23 protein-coding genes are annotated in these 25,058 nt (G+C 42.8%); 12 read left to right on the forward strand and 11 right to left on the reverse strand.

The window, feature by feature from the left end; genetic code table 11:
* Positions 1-37 precede the first annotated feature (37 nt).
* Positions 38-1,381, forward strand: coding sequence for an ABC1 kinase family protein (locus tag AOT82_RS01110; RefSeq protein WP_071001438.1), 1,344 nt, complete (start codon positions 38-40; stop codon positions 1,379-1,381).
* A gap of 126 nt (positions 1,382-1,507) precedes the next feature.
* Complete coding sequence (locus AOT82_RS01115) at positions 1,508-2,764, forward strand: YbfB/YjiJ family MFS transporter (RefSeq protein WP_071001439.1); 1,257 nt, start codon at positions 1,508-1,510, stop codon at positions 2,762-2,764.
* 22 nt (positions 2,765-2,786) lie between these two features.
* On the opposite strand, the gene AOT82_RS01120 is transcribed toward AOT82_RS01115, so the two are convergent.
* Positions 2,787-3,275 carry an Lrp/AsnC family transcriptional regulator gene (locus tag AOT82_RS01120; RefSeq protein WP_071001440.1) on the reverse strand — a complete coding sequence of 163 codons (489 nt, stop codon included), beginning with the start codon at positions 3,273-3,275 and terminating at the stop codon, positions 2,787-2,789.
* 221 nt (positions 3,276-3,496) lie between these two features.
* On the opposite strand from AOT82_RS01120, the gene leuA reads away from it, so the two are divergent.
* Together leuA and AOT82_RS01130 are read left to right on the forward strand one after the other, a co-directional pair.
* On the forward strand, positions 3,497-5,281 hold the full coding sequence (gene leuA / locus AOT82_RS01125) for a 2-isopropylmalate synthase (RefSeq protein ID WP_071001441.1): 1,785 nt from the start codon (positions 3,497-3,499) through the stop codon (positions 5,279-5,281).
* Positions 5,282-5,560: 279 nt separating this feature from the next.
* Complete coding sequence (locus AOT82_RS01130) at positions 5,561-6,181, forward strand: hypothetical protein (protein ID WP_071001442.1); 621 nt, start codon at positions 5,561-5,563, stop codon at positions 6,179-6,181.
* A 162-nt stretch (positions 6,182-6,343) separates the two neighbouring features.
* Here AOT82_RS01130 and accC read toward each other — a convergent pair whose 3' ends face one another.
* From accC to AOT82_RS01150, 4 genes are all read right to left on the reverse strand, one after another.
* Positions 6,344-7,705 carry an acetyl-CoA carboxylase biotin carboxylase subunit gene (accC, locus tag AOT82_RS01135; RefSeq protein WP_071001443.1) on the reverse strand — a complete coding sequence of 454 codons (1,362 nt, stop codon included), beginning with the start codon at positions 7,703-7,705 and terminating at the stop codon, positions 6,344-6,346.
* 125 nt (positions 7,706-7,830) lie between these two features.
* Positions 7,831-8,259 (reverse strand): acetyl-CoA carboxylase biotin carboxyl carrier protein, encoded by a 429-nt coding sequence (accB, locus tag AOT82_RS01140; protein ID WP_071001444.1) that lies wholly within the window; start codon positions 8,257-8,259, stop codon positions 7,831-7,833.
* Between the two features lie 241 nt (positions 8,260-8,500).
* Positions 8,501-9,868: an MATE family efflux transporter gene (locus AOT82_RS01145; RefSeq protein WP_071001445.1), complete on the reverse strand. Its 1,368-nt coding sequence runs from the start codon at positions 9,866-9,868 to the stop codon at positions 8,501-8,503.
* Positions 9,869-10,213: 345 nt separating this feature from the next.
* Positions 10,214-10,660: an EVE domain-containing protein gene (locus tag AOT82_RS01150; RefSeq protein WP_237182810.1), complete on the reverse strand. Its 447-nt coding sequence runs from the start codon at positions 10,658-10,660 to the stop codon at positions 10,214-10,216.
* Positions 10,661-11,223: 563 nt separating this feature from the next.
* Here AOT82_RS01150 and hemW point away from each other — a divergent pair.
* Entirely contained in the window at positions 11,224-12,489 is a 1,266-nt protein-coding gene (gene hemW / locus AOT82_RS01155) for a radical SAM family heme chaperone HemW (RefSeq protein ID WP_071003584.1), read from the forward strand.
* A 108-nt stretch (positions 12,490-12,597) separates the two neighbouring features.
* Here hemW and AOT82_RS01160 read toward each other — a convergent pair whose 3' ends face one another.
* Positions 12,598-12,738 carry an entericidin A/B family lipoprotein gene (locus AOT82_RS01160; RefSeq protein ID WP_071001446.1) on the reverse strand — a complete coding sequence of 47 codons (141 nt, stop codon included), beginning with the start codon at positions 12,736-12,738 and terminating at the stop codon, positions 12,598-12,600.
* Positions 12,739-12,999: 261 nt separating this feature from the next.
* Between AOT82_RS01160 and AOT82_RS01165 the strand changes: the two genes are divergently transcribed.
* Complete coding sequence (locus AOT82_RS01165) at positions 13,000-13,560, forward strand: tRNA (cytidine(34)-2'-O)-methyltransferase (RefSeq protein ID WP_071001447.1); 561 nt, start codon at positions 13,000-13,002, stop codon at positions 13,558-13,560.
* Positions 13,561-13,652: 92 nt separating this feature from the next.
* Here the strand turns inward: AOT82_RS01165 and AOT82_RS01170 are convergent, their stop codons facing one another.
* From AOT82_RS01170 to tusD, 4 genes are read right to left on the reverse strand one after another with little or no spacing between them, the layout of a single operon-like run.
* Complete coding sequence (locus tag AOT82_RS01170) at positions 13,653-14,012, reverse strand: TusE/DsrC/DsvC family sulfur relay protein (protein WP_071001448.1); 360 nt, start codon at positions 14,010-14,012, stop codon at positions 13,653-13,655.
* Positions 14,009-14,338 carry a hypothetical protein gene (locus AOT82_RS01175; protein WP_071001449.1) on the reverse strand — a complete coding sequence of 110 codons (330 nt, stop codon included), beginning with the start codon at positions 14,336-14,338 and terminating at the stop codon, positions 14,009-14,011. The genes AOT82_RS01170 and AOT82_RS01175 overlap by 4 nt, the downstream gene beginning before the upstream one ends.
* 53 nt (positions 14,339-14,391) lie before the next feature.
* On the reverse strand, positions 14,392-14,715 hold the full coding sequence (locus tag AOT82_RS01180; RefSeq protein ID WP_071001450.1) for a hypothetical protein: 324 nt from the start codon (positions 14,713-14,715) through the stop codon (positions 14,392-14,394).
* Between the two features lie 52 nt (positions 14,716-14,767).
* Entirely contained in the window at positions 14,768-15,232 is a 465-nt protein-coding gene (tusD, locus tag AOT82_RS01185) for a sulfurtransferase complex subunit TusD (RefSeq protein WP_071001451.1), read from the reverse strand.
* A 678-nt stretch (positions 15,233-15,910) separates the two neighbouring features.
* On the opposite strand from tusD, the gene glnE reads away from it, so the two are divergent.
* The 6 genes from glnE to AOT82_RS01215 all read left to right on the forward strand — a co-directional run bounded on the left by glnE (position 15,911) and on the right by AOT82_RS01215 (position 24,224).
* Positions 15,911-18,775 carry a bifunctional [glutamate--ammonia ligase]-adenylyl-L-tyrosine phosphorylase/[glutamate--ammonia-ligase] adenylyltransferase gene (gene glnE, locus AOT82_RS01190; RefSeq protein ID WP_156770946.1) on the forward strand — a complete coding sequence of 955 codons (2,865 nt, stop codon included), beginning with the start codon at positions 15,911-15,913 and terminating at the stop codon, positions 18,773-18,775.
* Between the two features lie 316 nt (positions 18,776-19,091).
* On the forward strand, positions 19,092-20,021 hold the full coding sequence (locus AOT82_RS01195; RefSeq protein ID WP_071001452.1) for a branched-chain amino acid transaminase: 930 nt from the start codon (positions 19,092-19,094) through the stop codon (positions 20,019-20,021).
* A gap of 106 nt (positions 20,022-20,127) precedes the next feature.
* Positions 20,128-20,964 carry a glycosyl transferase gene (locus tag AOT82_RS01200; RefSeq protein ID WP_071001453.1) on the forward strand — a complete coding sequence of 279 codons (837 nt, stop codon included), beginning with the start codon at positions 20,128-20,130 and terminating at the stop codon, positions 20,962-20,964.
* Between the two features lie 73 nt (positions 20,965-21,037).
* Positions 21,038-21,904, forward strand: coding sequence for a glycosyltransferase (locus AOT82_RS01205; protein ID WP_071001454.1), 867 nt, complete (start codon positions 21,038-21,040; stop codon positions 21,902-21,904).
* A 65-nt stretch (positions 21,905-21,969) separates the two neighbouring features.
* Positions 21,970-23,049 (forward strand): glycosyltransferase, encoded by a 1,080-nt coding sequence (locus AOT82_RS01210; protein WP_071001455.1) that lies wholly within the window; start codon positions 21,970-21,972, stop codon positions 23,047-23,049.
* A 65-nt stretch (positions 23,050-23,114) separates the two neighbouring features.
* Positions 23,115-24,224 (forward strand): glycosyltransferase, encoded by a 1,110-nt coding sequence (locus tag AOT82_RS01215; RefSeq protein ID WP_071001456.1) that lies wholly within the window; start codon positions 23,115-23,117, stop codon positions 24,222-24,224.
* Between the two features lie 66 nt (positions 24,225-24,290).
* Here the strand turns inward: AOT82_RS01215 and AOT82_RS01220 are convergent, their stop codons facing one another.
* A complete protein-coding gene (locus AOT82_RS01220; RefSeq protein WP_071001457.1) occupies positions 24,291-25,058 on the reverse strand; it encodes a hypothetical protein in 768 nt (255 codons plus the stop codon).

The raw sequence follows: 25,058 nt of genomic DNA on the forward strand, positions 1-25,058 counted from the left end.
TATTTTCAAATCCTTTCTATTACCATAGTTGTTTTTTATGAAAATTCATCGTCCGCATTTGTTAAAGCATACCTTTAATGTCGTCAACCGTGTTCGCCAAACCGCGAGTGTCGCAGGCTTATCTGCGCTAAGAGTGGCAAAAGGGGAAAAACCTGATGCAATGCTACTCAAAGAAACCTTTGAGCAGTTAGGCACGACTTATATCAAAATCGGTCAGTTTATCGCCAGTACACCCTCGCTGTTTCCACGTGATTATGTTACTGCTTTCCAGAGCTGCTTGGATCAAACCACGCCATTGTCTTATGCTTATATCGAGCAGGTGCTAAAAGAAGAGCTGGCGACTGATGGTATGAGCCTTGATGATAAGTTTGCGCATATTGACTCAGAGCCGCTAGCCTCTGCCTCTATCGCTCAGGTTCATGCTGCCCGTCTGCATAATGGTGATGAAGTGGTGCTAAAGGTACAAAAGCCTGGCGTCGAGACGATTATGCAGACCGATTTGGGCGTATTGCATGGCGTGACCAAGCTGCTTGAAATAGTGATGCCATCGATGAAGTTCGCCAGTATCGCGCCAATTATCGATGAGATTCGCCTGCGTATGCTTGCCGAGACGGATTTTATCGCTGAAGCACAAAACATCCGCGATTTTCAGCAGTTCTTAGCCGTCTCAGGTAATACTCGGGTAGTGGCACCAACAGTGTATGACGATCTGACCACCAAGCGTGTATTGACGATGAGCCGCCTATATGGGGTTTCTATGGTTGATGAGTCGCTCATGCGTCAGTATTGCAGCGATCCTGCGCAAATCATGGCAGATACATTAAACACCTGGTTTGCCAGTCTTATGCTGTGCAATAGTTTTCATGCTGACCTGCATGCGGGTAACTTGATGCTATTAACCGATGGACGTATTGGTTTCTTAGACTTTGGTATTGTCGGTAAATTAAAAGCCGAGAGCTGGCGTGCGTGCATGGGTATGATGCAAGCGATGCAAGACAGTGACTATCAAGCGATGGCACGTTATATGATTGACATGGAAATGACGCATGGTGGCAATAAAGTTGATGTGGTTGCCTTAGGTAACGATCTAGAGCGCATGATGATAACGATCATGGCAGAAGATAAGACCTTTACCAGCGGTGTGCCTTTTAACAGTAAAGAGCAAGCTGACGAGCTCAATAAAATGATGCTTGAGATTGTCGAAGTTGGCAAACGTCATGGTATCCATTTTCCACGCGACTTTGCTTTATTGACCAAGCAGATGTTATATTTTGATCGGTTTATGCGTACGCTAGCCCCTGACATGGATATGTTTAGCGATCAGCGTGTACAAATGCTAGGACAGGATACGATAGGGACAACCACGTTAGATGTATTGTAGGGTTTGTTTTTATTTTATGATGTCCCAATAGCTCTAATAACTGTTTGACTCCTACTTATTTTACTATTGCTTTTAATTATCTAACACAAAGGATTGTGTGCTAATTGCCACAAAAATGGCGCTGTCATGATGACTGCTATTAAAAGCCGTGTCGCTCCTACCATCACCAATGAAGCGGCCATTGCCTGTATCGGTATGTACTGTTTGGCAGTTGTCATGGGCTATGGACGCTTTCTCTTTACCGCCACTCTACCTGATATTATGGTGCAATTGTCACTATCAACGACGATTGCTGGCTGGCTAGCATCAATCAACTATATCGGTTATTTTATCGGTGCCCTCATTGCTATGTTTGTGCCTCAGCGTGCGACATGGCAGGCGATGACGCTTTGGGCAATAATCAGTGTTGTCACAACAATGCTACTCGTTATACCAAATATGTCGCTCACGTTATGGTATATCATTCGCCTAATCGCAGGCATTGCAAGCGGGGTAGCGATGATATTGAGCTCATCGTTTGTGATTCAAAACCTGAGCCCCGAGCGCCGTTCTATACTCTCGGCCGTACATTATGCAGGTATTGGTGTTGGTATTAGTGCTTCTGCCATTGTGACATGGTGGCTTCTAACATTGGGCTATCACTTTGATGTGATTTGGCTGGTTGCAGGCTGCACCAGTTTACCGCTGATATGGCTCCTCTACGCGATAAAACCCAAACCAGTAGATAGTTCAGTATCACAGCGGACCGACTATGATCAGCACGTGTCCGTTTATCAGAGCTATTTGAACTTCAAACGCTCTTTATATGAAGCGATTTCTGGACACCATAAAGCGCTTGCTTTGCTTTTTGTCAGTTATATATTGGCAGGATTTGGTTATATCAGCTCAGCAACTTTCCTGCCCGTTATGGCAGCGCAGCGCTTAACGACACAGACCTATGCTGGATTGATGATTTGGTTGGTGGTTGGTGTTTTTGCGATGCTATCAAACCCGTTATGGGGTGCGCTTGCCAAACGTATCGGTGAGGTAAAAACCCTAATGGGTCTCACGGTATTACAAGCGTTTGGCATGTGTTTGCCTATATGGTTTGATGGTGCGCTTGGATTATACGGCAATGCAGCGATATTGGGATTGACCTTCGTCGGTATGGTATCGATGACCCTCACGTTGTTTAAAAACATCAATCCTGCTTATTCTAATTTACTGATTGCATTGGCAACGCTCGCCTATGCGCTAGGGCAGTTCTTGGGACCTTTGGTGACGGTAGCATTGGCAGGAGAGGATGGCAATTTCAATGCAGGGTTACTGGTCGCTGCTATTGGGTTGATGATTGGACTGATTTTGATAATAATGTTTCGTAGACAGTCACCAACGCTCGCTTAGCATTTTTAACGCCATGAGCGCTCTATACGACGCTACGGCTGAATACCTCCCGCAGCTCAAAACTGGTATGTACTTGAGCAACGCCCTCAATACGATTGAGGCGATGCAATAAAAACTCCTCATAATGTGCCATATCACGCACTCTGACTTTAATCAGATAGTCTTCTGTACGTCCTGTGACAATACTACAGCTCACGACTTCCTCAAAACTCTGAACGCTACGCTCAAATTGCTCAAAACGCTCAGCCGTATGACGATCCATACTGACGGCGATAAACACGGCAAGCGGATAGCCCAGTTTTTGCGCATCGGTTTTGGTATGGTAGCCTGTAATGATATTAGCGTCTTCTAAGCGTTTAATACGGCGGGCACAAGGGGTGGCAGAGAGATTGACACGCTCAGCAAGCTCCGTAATACTCATACGTGCCTGCGTCTGTAACAAGCGCAATAATTGCTTATCGATGTCATCTATATCTATTGTGCCCATACTTCTAAAATGACTTTCTGGCATTTTTAGTACCTCAATAGTGAATTTAGTTGATTGTAACTACTAAATTGGGTTTTTTCACTAAAATCATAGAAAATAAAGTAAAAAATAGCAGGTTTCTATTCGCTAAACTTTGCTATTATTATGGTGTAACTACTCGTTATCTCGTATGATAAATACAATTCTAAACAACAGCTAATCATCTAGCTAAACATACAAATAACCATATCATCTAAGGATTGATTATGTCTGACCAAACCACGCCTACGGCAGTCGCAAAGACTGCAAAGATTACACCGAAAAATGCCGCTTTTGACTTCCGTAAATACCGTCCATTTGCCTTTGCGCCATCGCTGCCAGATCGTACGTGGCCGAGCAAAACAATTGAGAAGTCGCCAATATGGGCAAGTGTAGATCTGCGTGATGGTAATCAGGCACTGATTGATCCAATGACCATTGAACAAAAAATGCGCTTTTTTAAGACCTTAGTAGAGGTGGGTTTTAAAGAGATTGAGATTGGTTTCCCGTCAGCGGCGCAGGTTGAATTTGACTTTACCCGTAAACTTATCGAAGAAAACCACGTACCGGATGATGTGACGCTACAAGTATTGGTACAAGCACGTGAGCATTTGATCGCCCGTACTTTTGAATCATTAAAAGGCGTCAAACGCGCCGTCGTCCATGTCTACAACTCAACCAGCCGTGTACAACGCGAAAAAGTCTATGCCAAAAACAAAGACGAAATTAAAGAAATTGCTATCACTGGCGCCAAACTACTGAAAGAGTATGCGGCCAAATACCCTGAGACAGATTGGGTGTTCCAGTACTCGCCAGAGAGCTTTAGTCAAACAGAGACTGAGTACGCAGTAGAGGTTTGTGATGCGGTTTGTGATGTGTGGCAGCCACAACAAGGCCAAGAGGTGATTTTTAACTTGCCAGCGACTGTTGAAGCATCTATGCCGAATGTCTTTGCGGATCAAGTAGAGTATTTCTGCCGCAATCTTCCTCAGCGTGAGCATGTCATTATTAGTCTTCATACTCATAATGACCGTGGCTGTGCTGTAGCCGCAGCCGAATTGGGTGTTTTGGCAGGTGCAGATCGTATCGAGGGCACGTTGCTTGGTAATGGCGAGCGTACAGGTAACATGGACATTATGGTCATGGCCATGAACTTGTTTAGCCAAGGTATCGATCCCGAGCTTGATTTTAGCAACATGAGTGAAATCGTACAGGTCGTGAGCGAGTGCAATAACTTACCGCTACACCCGCGCCATCCTTATGTGGGTGAATTGGTCTTTACCGCCTTTAGCGGCTCACATCAAGATGCCATTAAGAAGTCACTCGATTACAATGAAAACAACCAAACTGAGACTGACAACGTGTGGGATGTGGCCTATTTGCCAATTGATCCTGCGCACATTGGTCGTAGCTATCAAGATGTAGTACGTATCAATAGCCAGTCGGGCAAAGGTGGTGTTGCGTATATCTTGCAGCGTAATTATGGCTTTAACCTACCACGTTGGATGCAGATTGACTTTAGCCGTGTGGTACAAAAGCAAGCGGAAGCGGTTGCCCGTGAATTACAAAATGATGAAATTTTACAAACCTTTGAGGATACCTACTTGCAGCAAGGTAAGTTTGAGTTACTAGATTATAATGTCAGTAACAAAGGCGGTGAGGTGTATTTCAGCGGCCAAGTCCAGATGAATAACGACACCATTGATATCGATGGTACGGGTAATGGTCCATTATCATCGTTTATCGACGGTCTTGCACAGCATACGGGTAAATCATTGCATATTATTAACTATGCAGAGCATGCCATTAACCCGCATCATAATAGTGGTAACGGTATCGATGATGATACCAATAGTGATAATAAAACCAATGCAAATGCCGCCGCTTATATTCAACTGAATGTAGATGGCGAAGTGTACTCTGGCATCGGTACATGTAGTAGCACGGTCTCAGCCATGCTAAAAGGGGCGTTATCAGCCTTTGCTCAAGCATTGAGTGTAGCAGCTGCTTAGTATTAGATAACTATATCGTAATACTTTACTGGTCTTGATTTCATAAATATATAACACCGTAGCTCCTTGTATTCAACAAGCAAAGCTACGGTGTCATTTTTTTATGAGTAGAAAGCGACTAGATTATCGGGCATTATCTTACTTCAACGTCACTACTGACTAAGGTTTTGCTTATCGTTTGGATTAAGGTATTTTGCCCAATAGCATAATGTTACTTGTGTTTTTGGTGTCTACGACTTACGCTAATGTATATAAAATATTATAAATAAAAGGTTAATCATGGAACCTATATCATTTGCTTCATTTACATTGGCATCTATTCTGGCTTCATTGCCAGTGAATGGTGAGACAGTTACTGAGCCGACAATCACTACGCATATTAGTCCAGCCATTACAGGACAGTGGGAGATAGATTTAAACAGTTCTATCACCATGACCAAAGACGCGAAAGCTCAGCAAGCGGCATCATCGAATAGTCTGCAAAAAAACAGTTCAGAGCCTAAGGTGGTAGCTGATATGGACGGTGGCATAATCACTCAAAGTGAAGCGCGCATCGTGAACGCTGACCCAACAAGCCGCAAAAACTTAATGGCATCCGTAAATAAGTCAAACCAATGCCGTGAGCTATATAATTTTGGCGCGGACAATGAGATGTGGGCGGTCAGTGGCAAAGAGTGGACATACGGTCGCTATCTAGTCACACACCGCGAAGAAGGCCTGCCCGTCATCGCTATCAAGACGATTTATGATAATAACGAAGTAGACTGCTCAGGCAACCAAGTGGATCAAAGTGACGAAGCGTTGATTGCGTTTTTATACCATGATGGCAATCAGATGCAGTGGTGTGCTGATCCTGACGGTACAGAGTGCTTTATGACTTTTAATAGAGTATTGCCATAATAAGTGGCTTGTATCATATTGCACGAGTTATTCGACATCTACTAAGCATAAAAAAGCCGCTATATCGATAGCGGCTTTTTTTGTGGAAATTGATTTTTATGGGAAATGACTACTGTCCCAGTCAGTACGAGTAAGCAAACTACAGCTTAGCGCTGTTTTGATCTATGCCTCTTTCTCGGCTTTGTCTGTGTTTAGAAGCTCTCTTTCGAGATAATGAATGTTTTGCGCTTCCTTGGCAAAATTATCATCTGACAAAATCACATCACGGTGTAGCGGTATATTGGTTTTGATGCCTTCAATGATCAATTCATCTAATGCATGTAAGGTTTTAGCAACCGCTTGCTGACGAGTTTGACCATGGCAGATAAGCTTACCAATGAGTGAATCATAGTAAGTCGGTATCTCATAGCCAGGGTATAGATGTGAATCGAATCGAACACCTGCGCCACTTGGCGCAAACAGTTGATTGACAGTACCAGGGCAAGGAACAAAAGTTGCTGGATCTTCAGCATTGATACGGCACTCAATCGCGTGGCCTTGGATTTCAATCTCACTTTGACGATAAGATAAACCATAGCCGGCTGCAATTTTTAGCTGTTCAACGACGACATCGATACCAGTAATCATCTCGGTTACTGGATGTTCAACCTGTACGCGCGTATTCATCTCAATAAAGAAAAATTCATTATTCTCAAACAAAAACTCAAACGTACCAGCGCCGCGGTATTTCACAAGCTCACAGGCTCTCACACAGGCCTTCAGGATAGGTTCGCGGACATCATCTGGGATATCTGGCGCAGGCGCTTCTTCTAGTACCTTTTGATGACGACGCTGCAATGAGCAATCACGGTCATACAGATGGATAGCATTACCATTGCCATCACCCAGTACCTGTACTTCTACGTGGCGCGGGTTTTGAAGATAGCGCTCCATATAGACAGTATCATCACCGAACCAAAGCTCAGCTTCTTGCTTAGCAGCCTGCACTTGACCGACCAGCTCATCAAAACGTTCAACCACACGCATACCGCGTCCACCGCCGCCAGAAGCCGCTTTGATCAATAGCGGAAAACCGATATTGCGCGCTTGTTCTTCAGCATTATGTAGCGTAACTGCACCCACAGAGCCAGGCACGGTTGGTACGCCCGCTTTTTTCATGGCGTTGATCGCAGAGACTTTATTACCCATCAAGCGAATGTGATCTGCATTAGGGCCAACGAAGGTCAATCCTGCTTCTTCTACGCGCTCAGCAAACTCAGCATTTTCAGACAAAAAACCATAACCCGGATGAATAGCATCCGCGCCAGTGATTTCAGCGGCAGTTAAGATAGTATTAATATCAAGATAACTTTGATTGGCATTAGGCTTACCAATACAAATTGCCTCATCAACAAAGCGCAGGTGCATCAAGTTGGCATCAGCAGTAGAGTAGACGCCTACCGTTTCGATACCTAGCGCTTTGCAAGCTCGAACGATACGCAGGGCAATCTCACCTCTATTGGCAATGAGCAATTTTTTTATCATGGGTTCATCCTTGTCGAAGCATCAGTTATTGACCAAGTTTTGATATCTAGCATCCTGTTATTTGACTTTGATGCGATACCTATATCAAAAACCAGCCATAATGAAATAAAGTATGGCAAATATCGTTACGCTTTATAACGTATGACAGGTTGGCCGAACTGTACGACTTCAGAATTATCTACCAAGATTTCGTCAACAATACCGCTTTGAGTCGCTTCAAGAGGGTTCATAATTTTCATCGCTTCGATAATACCTAGAGTATCACCCGCTTGAACTTTTTGACCAACTTTTACAAATGGTGGGTCGTTAGGACTTGGCGCTGAATAGAAAACACCAACCATTGGCGAGTTTTCGACGCTACCCGCTTTTTCCGCAGGTTTTCCTTCAGCAGCAATAGGCGCTGCGCTAGCAGTTGGTGCGGCCATCATGGTGGGTGTAGGCGCATCATAGTGACGAGTCAAGCTAATATGCTCATCGTCTGAACTGATTTCTAAATTAACCAGTTCACTTTCTTCCATAAGGGCGATGAGGGTGCGTATTTTTTCAATATCCATAGTTTTTATCTGACCTTGTACTAAATTCGAAAATAGTGTAACTAAATATTGTCTAATTAGTTGCTAATGATACCTAGATTCAGAGTAATGAGCAATCAATGTACAGTTGTTAACTGAGATTTTTTACATATTTTGACGTAAGCCATCTTTTTAGCAAGAAATCATCTACGATTTATCATAGTCTATGTGACCATATATCGCTAGCAATGGTTATGAGGTGTGACGTTTTAATCAATCAGTTTCAACCCCACAGCGCGGTTAAACGTCTTTGCTGATAGCGCAAACGAAGGGTCAATAGAATAGAAGATAAGAATAGGCCAGTGATTAATGCCATCCAAAAGCCTTGAGCGCCAACATCAGTGAAACGCACTAAATAGATACCCAGTGGTAGCGCCACTAACCAATAGCAAAAAAGCGTGACCCACATCGGTATGGTGGTGTCTTGCATGCCGCGTAATATACCAGCGACATTGACCTGCCAGCCATCAAATAACTGATAGGCAAGGGCAAAGATGAGCAAGTGCATCGACTCCGCTCTAACCGCTGGATTATCGGTAAATGCTGCTGCCAACTCTGGTCTAAATAGCCATATACCAAGCATACAAGTGAGCGCAATCAATACGGTCCAGACAAGTCCAGTTGCTTGTACTTGACGTAAGGCTAAGAGGTTTTTTTTCCCATAACGATTTGAGACCATAATCGTGAGTGCCATCGCAACAGATATCGGTATCATAAACAGCTGTGACGTCACTGATAACGCTACTTGGTGTGAGGCTGTTGCAAGCTCTCCGAGCGGACTGATAACAAGAGCGCCCAAACTAAATAAACTGGCCTCAAAAAAGATAGAGACACCAATAGGAATCCCCAATTTTAGAAGTTTTTTGATCTGTGTGCGATTTGGACTCGCAAATCCATAAAAAAAGCGAGTGCTGGCAAATTCCCGCCGCTTGGTGACGCTGGTATAAGCCGCCAGTAACAACACATTTATCCACAATACCAGTGCTGTTGCCACACCGCAGCCTGCGCCGCCCATCTCGGGCATGCCAAATAAACCATGGATAAAAATATAGTTCAGAGGAATATCTGCGAGTAGACCGACAATGCTAATAACCGTCACTGGCTCAGGTCGACCAAGCGCTTCGCAATAACTGCGTAACACAGCATAGACAGCTAATGCAGGGAAACCAAAAGACACACCATGCAAATATTGTGTTGCTATAGGCTGAATATTCTCAGGCACACCCATGATGCCAAGGACATTGGGTGCCAAATTGACAACAATAAAACCAATAAGGCCAAGAGCGCCTGCTGTCCACAAAGACTGCTGAGTAATATGAGGAACATGGTGATGCTGATCTTGACCGACAGCCTCACCAATGAGAGGGGTGGTGGCAATCAACACACCTGTTGCTAATAAAAACAGCGGTAGCCAAATGCCAGATCCAACTGCCACGGCCGCCAAATCAAGCGCAGATACTTGGCCTGCCATAATGGCATCGACAACCCCAAGCGCTGCTTGACAAAACTGAGTAATCAAGATAGGGAGGGCGAGTACCCCTAAGCGTAAGCTGTAGCTTTTAAAATCTCTGAAAGATAATGGGAAAACCATGGTGAGCAACTTTTTATTCTTTGCGGTAATTGTTATGAAAGTAGTAACGATGAACAAGTAAATATCGTCGTCAATTCAATATTGACACAGTATGAGAAGAGTCGTGCCGACGATGATACTCCGACAAATAATATGAGCAAGCTTATACAGACGGAGTCAGAAAATAAAAGTGAAGGCACTAAAATAAAAATAACCCGTCAATCCAAGCAGTAGATTGACAGGTCATATACATATAAGATGGTAAAGAAGCCAGACTATGATGTCAACGATTTAGAAGCGCTATATGAATATTCATCTTAGGCTTGTTTTACCTTGGTATTGATAATCAGTAGATAGAGGGTCGAGCTAATCGGTGTGTTCTGGCAGGAGTTCGAGTGTCTCGGCCATGTTCATAATCGCGTGCCAGTGTTTGGGCTCTAATGGAATGACCGTTAATTGCTCGCAGCCCTTTCTCAGCAGTAAAGAGTCCTCAAGCGCAGGCAAAAATTTCAGCGCTGATAACGGCAACACCTCTGTAAAAGCTTGCTCAAAAGTGAGATCCACCATATACCAGCGTGGTTCTTCTTCGGTTGCAATAGGATCGTAATGGCGATGCTCAGGATGAAACTGAGTGGGGTCAGGGTAACCTGCTTGACTGACCGTCATAATACCAGCCACACCAGAGGGTCTTGCGCTAGAATGATAAAAGAATACCTGATCACCAACCTTCATGTCGTCGCGCATAAAGTTGCGAGCGCGGTAGTTACGGACACCATCCCAGCTATCTGTACCGAGCCGTTGTAAATCGTGAATACTAAAAAAACTTTGGGTTTGATTTCATTAGCCAATAAGCCATATGTCTTATCCTTTGCTTCATGTTTAAATTTAATATTATCAGGGTGGTTTTTTATTAAGCAGATTTCAAGCGCGCCGCAAATGTAACGGTTATATAGTGAATTCAGTATAAAAACGATACAGTGTGACTGGGATAAATTTTTCGCAGCATCGAGCAGCGTAGGCACAGCACGCAAGGAAAATTTAGACCAGTTCCACCTTGATATATAATGTATCTGTTTTATTTAGGATTGACTATATTCTGAATACAGCGCTGCGCTTTGGATGCTGTACTGTTAATAGTCTTTTTATATACTGCCTGCAAGTTACCATGGTGAATAGGGAATTTGTGCGTGGCTTTATGCGTGGCTTTGTTAATAGTTTTACGTCAGTTAGGCTTTTCTTTATATCATCTAGCCGTTATCCTAGCGATACTTTTGATACTGATCATTATTGCCCATTACACAATAAGTTTATTTATGTCCAAAATGAATGCTGATAGCTCGCCAAATAACCTTGATACGTTACAACTCACAGAAAAGATGACAGAGACTAGCGTTGTAGAGGTGACGAGCATTCCACTGTCGCTCTATATCCATATCCCGTGGTGTGTGAAAAAATGTCCTTACTGTGACTTCAACTCGCATGAGCTGCCTATAAACAGTCAGTTGTCTATGTATGATGATTATGTCGATGCGCTCCTTTTGGATGCGAATATGCAACAGTCATTGGCGCAAGGGCGTAAAATCAGCTCAATATTTATTGGCGGTGGCACACCATCACTATTGCCAATTGCTCAGTATCAGCGACTGTTCTCTGGTTTGCGGTCATGTTTTGAATTTGCAGAGGACATTGAGATTACGATGGAGGCCAATCCCGGAACACTCGAGCATGCACCATTTGCTCAGTATCTAGAGGTTGGTATCAATCGATTGTCTATCGGTGTACAGAGCTTTGACGCTGATAAGCTCAAAGTGCTTGGACGTATCCATGATCCTGTACAAGCGTTATCAGCGATACGCGCTGCTAAGGCTGCTGGATTTACGCGAGTCAATGTCGATCTTATGCATGGTCTGCCGCAGCAAACCATGAACGAAGCATTAAATGATATTCAAATGGCGCACGATGCTGGCGCAACGCATATCTCTTGGTATCAATTAACGATTGAGCCCAACACGGTGTTTTATCGTAGCCAGCCTATTTTACCCGATGAAGACAACTTGGCAGATATCGAACAAGCGGGGCAAGCGCTGTTGCAGCAACTGGGGTACAGCAATTATGAGGTGTCTGCGTGGGCGGGCGAGTCAGATAAGCCTTGCCGTCACAATATCAACTATTGGCAGTTTGGCGACTATCTAGCAATAGGTGCTGGTGCACATGGTAAAGTGACGATTGATTGTCACGCAGACAGAGGTAGCGCGCCGTCAAAGGAAAGTGATAAATCAGAAAACGATTTGTTAGCAGAATCTGGCATCTATCGTTTTAGCAAATCACGTTTGCCAAAAGATTATGTAGGAGATATAGAGACGGAAACATCCAAGAGCACTCAAAACGTACCAAAAATGGTTGGTTGGCAGGCAATCGATAGTGAAGAGTTAGTGAGTGAGTTTATGTTGAACGCATTACGCTTACATGGCGGTGTCGCTTGGGCGTTGTTTGAGCAGAGAACAGGGCTTAAGCTTGAAAGCGTTACCACACAAGTAGACAAGTTGATTAAGCAAGGGCTACTGATAGATAGTAAAACTCAGCTGCAACCAACATTGTTAGGTCAGCGTTATCTCAATCAGATATTGCGTGTTTTTTTGTAGCATCTGATAAAGTGTATGTGCAGTAACTACTTAGAATAAAGAATTCGTGACCAAAAAAAAGGACTTACAAAATAGTAAGTCCCTCAAAAAATCTAAAAAAAGCAGACCTTAGATTTTATCTTGTACGTCTTGTGCGCTGCCAGTTACAGCATTTCCGGCGCTTGATACGTCTTGGCCAAGGCCTTTAAACGTGTTGCAACCAGTTAGAACAAACATAGCAGCTAAAGATGCGATGATTACTTTTTTCATAATAGTATCCTCAAAGATAAATGAATGGTTATAAATAACAACAGTGACGCTAAGTATCTTGCTCAAGCTTCACTGAAGGGGTATTGGATGAGACAGTCATACATAAATGCTATCTCGCTATCCATTACAGACATCATAGTGAAAGTTAAAAACCCTGCACAGTATCAAAATGTAATTATTGGCAGTAAACTGTAACTTTTAATTACCTACCGCTCATAAATTTAAATAACAGAGCATCGACTAGTTGTGGAGTAAACAAATATGTCCATTCATATCGTGTTGGTCGCCCCAAAAATGCCGAGTAATACTGGCAATATTATTCGACTGTGTGCCAACAGCGGCGCGCAGCTGCATTTAGTCAGACCGCTGGGGTTTGAGCTTGATGACAAAAAACTACGCCGCGCAGGCCTTGATTATCACGAATATGCACATTTGCAGGTGCACGAAGATTGGGCTGCAGCGAGGCAAGCCTTGCAAGCCGCCGACTGCCATATTGTCACCGCATTGACCACCAAACTGAGCAAACCATTCTATGATTATGATTTTGGCGGGCAAGCAGACAGTGAAAAACCTGACAATAAAACCATGCCCAATATCGCGCTGGTATTCGGTTCTGAGACAGCAGGTCTGGCAGATGATATACGAGAAGATATCGGTGCTGATAATTGGTTGAGATTACCAATGTTGGCTGATTCGCGCAGTCTCAATTTATCCAATAGTGTCGCCATATGTTTGTATGAAATATGGCGACAGCAAGGATTTTTGGGTGATGAAGGACGAAGTGTCGGTTATGAAACGCTGACAGTCTACGATCCGAAATAGCGATCCAAAGTAGCGATGTACCAAATGAGTCGATGATATGACTTATTCATCAGTGCTCACTTGGTAAGCAGCTACAGTTAAAAAAGACACTTTTATAGGCAATTGGGCGGCTTGGGTAGTCCAGCTAGACGATTGACATGGCGCGCAACCAATCCTGTATTAAATAGCTGTTGTAGTTTTTGATTGCTAATATCGTACCCAGGCAAAGTTTTCTGTAGCCATTTAATCAATGGGCGAGTCGCTGGCGCATGATTAAATTTGACAAAAAACGCGCGCACTTGCTGCAAGATTTGTAAGTGCTCACTCGTTAGGCTGACATCTAGCGTGTCTGCTAGTTGTTGTGCGATAACAGGTGTCCAAATCGTATGGTCACACAAATGCCCATCTTGATCTAATGCAATATCGGTCGATGCTGTGGCAGTATGAGTTGTCGTAGAGGTATGAGTCGTCATAAGGCAATCGTCACCACTTTATCAAACTGACTATCCTGAGATAGGCTAATCCATTCTTCATCCGTTAAAATATCAGTCAATTTGCTCTCTAAATTTAGCTTGCCAGCAGTGTTAACTGTCAGCTGCGATATATCATCGGCTAATGCATAAATACCTGCAATACCATCTATTTCACTATCATTCAAATAGGCGTTGAGCCAGTCAATAAAAGCGGCTGTGGTGCCAAGTAAGATAATACTGTCGCCAGTACGCCAAGTGCGAGACATCTCTTCAGCACTGCGCCTGAGGGTATCCATCGTGCTGTGTAATTGATATAAAGTTGCCATAACAGTGTCCAAGTGTGTACTTTATTATTTTATAAGTCTGATTATATTGCCAATTAAAAAGTTAAAATCTGCTCAAAATCTTGCGAGCGGATCATTTCTGGCACCAGCATGAGCTGTGAAGTCAGATCTACTGGCAGCATCCCAATCACCCAACCACTAAAGACATCATCAGGTAGCCAAGCCGCTGGCATGTCGTAAAGATCAAGCGACTGAATCATACCGTGCAAACGTGATTCAGGCTGCATCAATAAGCCAAAAACAGGTGCATCCAAGTACAGCTGCACTTCATGACCGAATGTCGCTAATGTCAGTGCCAGAGCGCAGCCTTCGTAGCTTGCTGCTTCGGTGGGTGTATGCAGCTGGATTAATAATCTCATCATGTATTCCTAAATATATTTATCGCAGGCTAATGTCGTAATGGGTACGCTATCAAAACTTTATTAAGCGGCAGCCATCCTGCATCATCAGAGCGAGCTCACTGAGTCCCACCAACGTAAATCCTGTCGCCAGATTGTCACCATCAAGCTGATGGCGGGTACTGTTATCTGTGTCACTCACACCGCGGCTAAGAGCTGTGCTAACACAAACAGGCAGTGGCAACTGATATTGTTCAGCCAACATTTGCCATTCTTTGGTCAAATTCATTTGATCAGCGGACTGCCAGAGTAGCCGATTCGCCAGATGCGCCGAATCCCCATAAAAAAAGACATTGAGCAATGGCCGTTTGGTGATAGGATTGTCGATGCCTTCTTTATTGACGATATCGTCTGCGTGACTGTCGATATTATGATCAGCTGATGCGCTCTTAAGATACGCGCGCGCATAACGTAATGCTAAATGCGCTAATGGGTGACTAGGATCAGCGGTAATGAGTAGTAGCGGGGTAGTAGTCATAGGGGACAGTATCACATATTATAAATAAGCGTTTAGAGAGTGTTATAAGGGTGAGACAATATTATTGAAAGGCTATAAATGTTTTGTGTAAAGTAATCTAATCGATTTATAGTCGAGTTTTAGGGCGTGTTGAACATTCGCAAATAGGCACTGCTGATCGCTAAAATTGTTCCAGACAAGGCACAAAGCGACGATAATGCAGATGCCTTAGCGAGATTTGTAACGCAGTATGGGGCAATTTTAGCATTAGCCCCAACGATAAAAGCAGGGGACAGGACTCTGTTTTGCCGCTTCATCGTTAAAAATAAGCGCTTAGAATGACTAAACTTATTATTTTTAACATCGAATCGCCTAAAAAATAGTCGCTGTCAGTGCCATGGTCGAATGTTCAACACGCCCTAATATTTCTTAATACCATTGAGTCAAAACGCTATTTTTATTGAGTATAAAGGTGCGCTGCAATGAAGCTGTCTCAAAGCATTTCGATTAAAGATGTTTATGCTACCATAAAGCGGCTCAAAGCAAATAGAGTCACTGTTACTAAACAGGGCTTTATGTTTTGTAATGATATATTGAGTATGTTCATCTGATGCTGTGACTGTCTCGTAAGAAAAAACAATAAACTTATGAGTTGGGTTCACGTAGTCTTACCATTCTATGTAAGGAGTTTTTGTCACTATGTTACCTGCTATGCCCTCACGTATGAACAGTGGTACAGATTATCAGCCGACAGCAGAGCAACTGCAAGTACTGCAAACAGCCAGTGAGTTTGCTTATCAAATTTGGGAGAGCCGAACGGTTTCCTGCCAAACATTTTTGCGTAGCTACCCACTGAACAGTACGCTGACTCGTCAGCAAATCGATGATCTGATACAAGATTATACGCTAGATGAAAACTATCAACTCGCCGATGAAACGAAAGTCATGAGTGGCTTACGTAATTTGCGTAAGCTGTTAATGATGCGCTGGATTTGGCAAGATGCCTTGCAGATGATTAGTCTTGAGCAATTGACTGATGAGCTATCAGAGTTTGCAGGCGGTTGTATCTCCTTTGCCAAGGACTATACCTATCAGCATTTGATTGCTAAATACGGTGAGCCAACCTTTATCAATGAACAAGGCAATGTGCAGATCGATGATATGGCCATCATGGCCATGGGTAAGCTTGGTGCTCAGGAACTGAATTTATCGAGCGATATTGACCTAATATTTGTACATCAAGCGCGCGGCGAAACCAATGGTGACAAGGCAAAGGGCACGCGTAGCATAGACAATAAACGTTTTATGACTCGTCTGGGTCAAGGGATTATTAAGCTGCTTGATAATAAAACGGCTGACGGCTTTGTCTTTCGGGTTGATATGCGCTTGCGTCCATGGGGTGATGGCAGTGATTTGGCCATCCATCTCTCAGCGTTACAGAAATATTTTGCGTTGCATGGACGCGCGTGGGAGCGTTTTGCTTGGTTAAAAGCACGAGTCGTTGGGCAGATAGATCAGCCATTTTATGATGCGATTCAGGCGCTAATCAAACCATTTGTCTTTCGCTATTATGTGGATTACAGCGCGTTTTCAGCACTCAGGGAGATGAAGTCGCTCATTCAAAATCAAGTTGCACAGCGTGAAGATCTAGACAATATTAAGCTTGGCGCGGGCGGTATCAGAGATATTGAGTTTATTGTACAAGCGTTTCAGCTGATCTACGGTGGTCGGCATCCTCAGCTACAGGTAAAGCCTTGTTTGGAGGCGATGCAAGTGTTGCGTGAGCTTGGATATCTAGAGCAGATTACCTACGATAACTTACAAGCCGCGTATCGGTTTTTGCGTCGACTTGAACATGCGATTCAAGCCATTAACGATCAGCAAACCCAAAGACTGCCGCATGATGCTTATTGGCAGCATAATCTTGCAGTGACGCTTGGGTTTAATGATTGGCAGGCATTACTGACCCAATTAAATGCTCATCGAGACAATGTGAATGTGCCATTTGAACGTATGGTGACAGAGCGTCAAGTACCTGACAATGATGATACCGATCTAGAGCCTGAGCATTTAGAAGCGCAAATCAAGCGCTTAAATGAGGTACTAACAAAAGAAAATCGCGAGTTATTGCAGAATTTTTGGCAATCAAAGATGGTTGCCAACCTCAGCGAGGAGGCCCGAGAGCGCTTAGATGATGCGTATCCTGTCATTGTCCATGCGCTATTAGCCCATCAAGAGCAGCAAAAACTTGCCAATGCTGCCTTACCGCGATTGATTGCATTGCTTGAAGCCATTTGCCGACGTTCAATCTACTTGGTCATGATTGCAGAAAACCCCAATGCAACGATTGAGCTGATTCCGATGCTCTCGGCAAGCCCGTGGATTGCAAAAGAGTTGGCACAGTATCCTGTATTGTTAGATACCTTTTTACAGCAACACTATCGCCACCTGCCAGATAAGCCTGAGCTGCGTGACATCCTGCGCCAACAGCTATTGCGTGTCGAACCCAATGACGAAGAAGAGCTACTGAGTGTCCTGCGACTGTTCAAGAAAAACCAAGTGTTGGCTGTGGCTGCCAGCGATGTGTTGGCTGAGCGTCCAATCATGAAAGTCTCAGACTCACTGACTTATATTGCTGAAGTGGTACTAGAAGCCGCGCTAGAGCGAGCGTTTACCGAAATCGTCAACCGCTATGGCTATCCTATCGGTCAAGATGGCGATCCAGTCACTGAGGCTGACTGTGGTTTTGCGATCATTGGCTACGGTAAACTGGGTGGTTTAGAGCTCTCGTATTCTTCCGACTTGGATTTGGTATTCTTACATAAGATAAAAGAGCAGGGCATGACCACTGGTGAGAAGTCAGTCAGTGGCATGAAGTTTGCCGCACGTCTGGTACAAAAGCTGATGAATTATCTCAATACCCAAACGCGAGATGGTAGGGCATATGAGATTGACATGCGTCTGCGTCCGTCGGGCAACGCTGGCATGATGGTGGTATCTTGTCATGCCTTTGAAACTTATCAAATGGACAAAGCGTGGTCATGGGAGCATCAAGCACTGGTGCGCGCTCGGGCGATTTGTGGTGACAGACGAGTGACTGCGCGCTTTTGTGATATTCGCCGAGATGTGCTGGCGCTGCCGCGGACGTTAGAGCAAGTACGCTCTGAGGTCACCAGTATGCGTATCAAAATGCAGAAGCACTTAGGCACCAGCCAGTGGCAACAGCAAGCGGGTAAGTTTCAACTCAAACAAGATGCAGGCGGCATTGTCGATATTGAATTTTTGGCACAGTTTGCGGTATTGGCTTACTCACATGAGCATCCAAGCTTGACCAAATGGAGTGATAATGTCCGTATTTTTGAAGAAGTTGCTTCACTTGGTATTTGGGAGGAGCAAGTTTGTCAGGCATTAACAGATGCTTATCTTAGAATACGTGCTGCGACTCATCAACTGGCACTATCAGAGCAATCATTATTGGTCGATGAGTCGCTTTGGCAAGAGACACGCGCACTGGTACAAGCGCAATGGCAGCATCTAATGGGCGTAAAATCTGTCAAAGAGTAATAGAGTAATTTTGAGATTTGTTTTTATTAAGGCCTTGCTGATAACCAAAGAGGCGCTTAAACTGTAAGGCCTTATGATAATTAAAAACCGTAATTAAAAACTATAGGGTCTCAAACCAAAAGATTTCATTTGCCAACACGGCCAGTGATATAATCGGTCACACATCATTATAATACAGTCAAGTGTTCGTCATAATGAAGCGGTATTTGAGCAATAAAAATGAACGCTGCAGTATTATCACACGATGTTGATCAATACTATTAAATAAAACCTACTTAAAAAAGTTAGACGTTAGCGCTAGCATAAGGACTATAAAATGAATATGGCAACACAAGACGGTAAGCTTTGGATGAATGGCACAATAATTGAACAACCAGATGCCAACGTTCATGTGCTTACCCATAGCTTGCACTATGGCATGGCTGTGTTTGAAGGCGTACGCGCTTATCAAACAGCTGACAACCGCACCGCTATTTTTCGTCTAAAAGAACACACCGAACGTCTACTTGGTTCAGCGAAAATCTTTCAAATGGACGTGCCGTTTGATGCGGCCACGCTAGAGCAAGCACATAAAGATGTGGTCAAGCAAAATAACTTAGCAGAAGCTTATATTCGTCCGCTTATTTGGGTAGGTGCAGAAAAGCTTGGCTTATCTTCGCGTGATAACAGTATCAATGCCATGGTTGCTGCTTGGCATTGGGGCGCATATCTTGGTGAGGAAGGTATCAAAAATGGTATCCGTGTAAAAACCTCATCATTTACCCACCACATGACCAATGTGACCATGTGTAAAGCCAAAGCCTCGAGCAACTATCCTGTCTCTATCATGGCCAATCAAGAAGTCACCCGCAATGGCTATGACGAAGCCATCCTAATGGATCCACAAGGTTATGTCTGCCAAGGCGCAGGCGAAAACTTGTTTTTGGTCAAAGACGGTGTGCTACATACGCCAGATCTGGGCGGCGGCGCGCTTGATGGTATTACTCGCCGTACTATCCTTCAGTTCGCGGCTGATCTAGACATCAAAGTTGTTGAGCGCCGTATCACTCGTGATGAGTTCTACTTAGCAGACGAGATCTTTATGACAGGCACCGCTGCTGAAGTGACACCTATCCGCGAATACGATGATCGTACTATCGGGAATGGCGGCCGCGGACCATTGACTGAGAAACTCCAAACTCTATATTTTGATGTGGTTCATGGTCGTAATGAGAAATATATGGATTGGTTAAGCTTTATTGACTAATAAAGTCGTTAGTTTAAAGACCAAAAAGGCTGAACATAATTGTTCAGTCTTTTTTTTATGCTAATATAGCCATCATATTTATTCTTAAGATTAAAGTGAGCAGTCCATGCCAATAGATTCTAGTACAGTAGATAATAAAAATATCAAACAAATTATTTGTATTAAATGGGGTACAAAGTACGGGGCTGATTACGCCAATAAACTGTATGGCATGGTATCTCGCAATATTACGCCACCGTTTCGTTTTGTCTGTTTTACTGACGACACTACTGATGTACGTCCTGAGATTGAATGCCAAGAATTACCGCCTTTAGATGTCACCATGCCAACCAACACACTTGGCAAGTGGCCAAAATCACGTTTGTGGGGTGAGAAGTTAGGTGATTTGACAGGGACAGTATTATTTGTAGATTTGGATGTGATTATAGTAGATAGCCTCGATCCTTTCTTTGAGTATGGCGAGCCGGACGATGTTATTTTGTCTTATAACCCAAGTAACCCGCTAGAGCGCCTCGGCCAGACTTCTTGCTTCCGCTTCCAGGTAGGGTCGCTTGTCTCACTACAAGAAAAATTCAAAGCAGATCCACAAGGCATCGCGGACAAATATCGTTTTGAGCAGCGCTTTGTGACGCGTAACGCCCCAGGCGGTGTCAAGCTGTTTCCAAAAGCATGGGTTGCGCACTTTAGACGCAAATGTCGTCAACCGTTCCCACTTAACTATATCAAAGAACCAAAGATTCCTAAAGGTGCTCGAATTGTTATTTTCCCTGGCGACTTATATCCTACACATGCGATCGAAGGTAGATATAATAAAAATGCTGCTAACAATGCCAAAGATCATTTAAAAAGATTAGCTGAGCCCAAAAATCTAAAAAGACCGCTACGTCACTTGCGTCATTTTATCTTGCCAGTAGGGTGGATCGAAAAGTACTGGAAAGAATAGGTCCCATTATATATTTGAGTATTATCGCATTGCATTAGCAAAGATAAACATTAGTCAGTGAACGGATAAAATTATGAATACAGAAGATACTATTAAAGTCTTTGTTGGTTGTGACCCAAATAACTGTGATCTAGAGCAGATGATGGTATTAGATTATAGTATTCATAAACATACCAGTGTACCCGTTGAGATAGTATGGATGCAGCTGTCACGTGATCCTAATAGCTATTGGTATTCTAATCCTGAGACTGGAGAGGGTTGGAATACCACTAAATGGTCAACGCCTTTTTCAGGCTTTCGCTGGGCAATTCCAGAGTACTGTCAATACTCTGGTCGTGCCATCTACATGGACGCTGATGTCATTATTTTAGATGATTTGGCAAAGCTGTGGCACCATCCTATTGAAGGACAGTCTGTTGTAGCTGCTAAGACTAATGCGGATATGACTCGATTGTGTACATGCGTATGGGATTGCAAGGCGGCAAAAAACATTGTCCTACCAATTAAAAAACTCAGGAAAGATCCCAAAAGCCATAAAGAAATGATGGCTGTATTTAAAGATAATAATCAGCTCATTGAGCCTTATCAGGATAGTTACAACTGTATAGATGGCGAAAACTTAGCGTTAGAAGATATTAGGATTTTGCATTATTCAGATATGGGTACGCAGTTCAGTCATAAATATTCATTACCTAGAGTCAGTGAAGAAGGTATCGAGCACTGGTTTGACGGTGAAATAATGTCGCACCCGAGGCAGGATTTATCTGAGGTTTTTGATGAATATTATAACGAAGCACTTGCTGCTGGATACGATTTAGACAGTTATAGGGTGGAACCTTTTGGTCATTTTCCTAAAAAATCTCAAGAAGGTTATACCGGTAATAAGGTGACTCGTCCACACGCTTCTAAATCATTTTTTTCGAAGCTATTTAAACGCTAGTTTTTTAATGAAGCAATGATAAGCCTTTCTAAGAAAATGAAAAATTACTCCATAGGTTATCGTGTATGAAGCAGCATAAAAAAACAGTGTTACTCGTTATTAATTGTCTACAGGGCGGTGGTGCGGAACGTGTCGTATTAACATTGGGGCAAGGGTTTTATGAATTGGGCTATGAAGTACATATTCTAAGATTTAAGCCGTTAGTACAATATGACTTAAGTCCGAATCTTAACTACCATGTACTTAAGTTTAAGCCGTATAAACTTATACCAGGGGCACAAAGACGTGACCAGATTTTTGCACGTGCTGTTGATAAATACGTGTCGAAAAATATCGGTCAGCCTGACATCATACTGTCCAACTTAGATCGTGCCGATAGTATACTAAGTAATAGTAAACTGCCTAATATCACTTATATTATTCATAATACAGTATCACTACTCTATAAGTTTAATAAAAATCACGACGCTGAGCAGTTAAAGCAAAGAATGATAGATATATATGCCAAGCATCCTTGTGTGTGTGTCAGTGAAGGCGCTCAAAAAGATTTTATTAAGAGCTTTGGTCATATTACGCCAACCACTGCCATTCATAATCCAATTGATAAAGAGAGTATTCAAAAGCAGGCTAATGCTTTTGTCCCTGACTACCAAAACTATATTATCCATGTGGGTAGCTTTAAAGATGCCAAGCGTCATGATGTATTGGTAAATGCTTATGCAAAAACAGATCAATCTATGCCTTTACTGCTCTTGGGTCAAGGTAAGCATAAAGGTGAAACAGAGCGACTGGTAACAGAGTTAAGCCTAGAAGACAAAGTGATATTTTTAGGATTTCGTGATAATCCCTTCCCTTATATCAAAAATGCGCAGTTTAAGATACTGACCTCTGACTGGGAGGGTTTTGCTTTAGTTATTGCCGAAGCTCTTGTGCTAGGTACTCCTGTTATCAGTACCAACTGTCCATCAGGCCCAAGTGAATTACTACCAGAACGTAACTTAATGCCGATGGGCGATGTTGATGCCATTGCCGCAAAAATGCAGCAAGCGATGAGTAATCCGCAAGCGTTTCATGCGCCATTCGATGAAGCGCTGCTACCAGCCAAAATAGCAGAAAGATACGTAGAATTTACCCAAAATCTTTAGCTGGTAAAACAGTTGGGCCGCTACATCTCTAAGTCTAAATATTTATTTTTAAGAATACTTAATAAATGATTGATAATACTACAGAAAAAAAAGACAATTCGAATAGTAAAGAAAAAGTGCTATTGGTTATTAACTGCTTGCAAGGTGGCGGTGCAGAACGTTCGGTCTTGACGCTGGGACAAGGTTTTCACGAGTTAGGTTATGATGTCCATATTTTACGCTTCAAATCCAAAGTAGCTTATGAGCTCAATGATGATATTACTTATCATCAACTAGACCTAAATGATTATAACTCTATACCTACTAAAAGTCTTAGGTACTGGTATTTTGCAAAAGTATTAGACAGATACGTGCTCAAAGAGATTGGTACTCCAATATTGACGCTAGCGAATTTAGATAAAGCCGATATGGTCTTGCGCCATAGTAGTCTGCCCAATATTGCACACGTAATTAGAAATACTATTTCTAAAAAAATTGAATTGTTTAGAAGCCAAGGCAAAAAAGCAAATGATAAAAGATTAAGCAATATATATTCTCGGCATCCTTGTATATGTATTAGTAAAGGAGTCGAAAAAGACTTTCAAGCTACATTGGGTGTGATGAATACAACGACAATATACAACCCGATTGACCAAAGACAGATTGTGCAATTGGCATCAGAGTTTGAGCCAGAGTTTGACAGTTACATTATTCACGTTGGTAGTTTTAAGACTCAAAAAGCTCATGAAGTATTGATTAGAAGTTATGCAAAGACTCGGAAAACATTGCCACTTCTATTATTGGGTGAAGGTGTATTGCTAGCGTCAATGAAAGAGCTGGTTACTTCTTTAGGTTTGGATAACCGTGTACATTTTTTAGGTTTTCAAAAAAATCCATATCCTTATATCCAAAAAGCACAGTTTATGGTTTTGTCATCAGTCTTTGAGGGATTTGGACGGGTTATTGCTGAATCACTGGCTTTAGGGACACCTGTTATCAGTACAGACTGCCCATCGGGTCCAAGTGAGTTGCTACCACCACACAACCTCGTCCCTGTGGGAGATATTGATACATTAGCTAAGAAGATGGATGAAGCAATGGAGAAGGCTGATACATATCAGTCCTCGTTTGACAAAGAGTTATCACCAATTAATATTGCTCAACAATATATAGATTTTATGAGAACTAATGGTTAGACATTACTCGGTTGCAGCCTTGATAAAAGGTGTAGGGTGTAGTCGTGTAGTAATATATGAAATAGACTAATCCAACCACCATTTAGACCAATCATCTCTGTGCAACTGCCGTAGAGTAGCAAAAGCACTGTCATTATTCTGCAGTTTTTCAAACACTGCCAGTAACATGGTCGTGGCCAATTTATCAACTTTCTGAAATTTATTATAGCGTTTTCGCATATTTCTCAAGCTATCATCGGTGCCGATACGAAAATAAGTAAGACCATCGTACAGAGGCAAGTCACCAGCATAAAGCATATCGGTTTTTTCAGTTAGCAATGGCATAGATTCAGCATTAGTGGATAACTGCAGAAAGTTTTTGGTTTCATAAGTACGTAAAGTATTCATTAGAGTTACGACATTCATCAAGATAGCTGCTCTATGAGTATTGTTTGAATGATCAATAAACGTATCGCAAGCAGAGACAATCCAGCGCAACGACAGATGTGTCAATAAATAGTCGCTCTCTGCTTCCCATAGTCTTTCAAATTCAACGAATGTTTTATCTATTTTGTACTTACGGCGCATTAGTATAATAAGTGTGTTGTGATAAAAGCAGAGCTCAGACTCACCAAGCGATTTGTATTTCAAGTTATTCAAATGGGTTTCTAAATCTGTGCTTTTACGCTCGTTAGTTAACGCTTCAATATCACACATTGATTCAGTAATGGTTGTTGCTTTCATCTCATCAAAGCTTCTATCATTATAGGTTTTGATAATCTTACCCGCATTCAATCTTTTTTCGCTTCGAAAGATCAATATCAATTTTCTCTGCCAACTTGAAGGTGTAGCCAT

It is taken from the genome of Psychrobacter sp. AntiMn-1 (assembly GCF_001854065.1).
In the GTDB taxonomy this organism is placed as follows: Bacteria; Pseudomonadota; Gammaproteobacteria; order Pseudomonadales; family Moraxellaceae; genus Psychrobacter; species Psychrobacter pacificensis.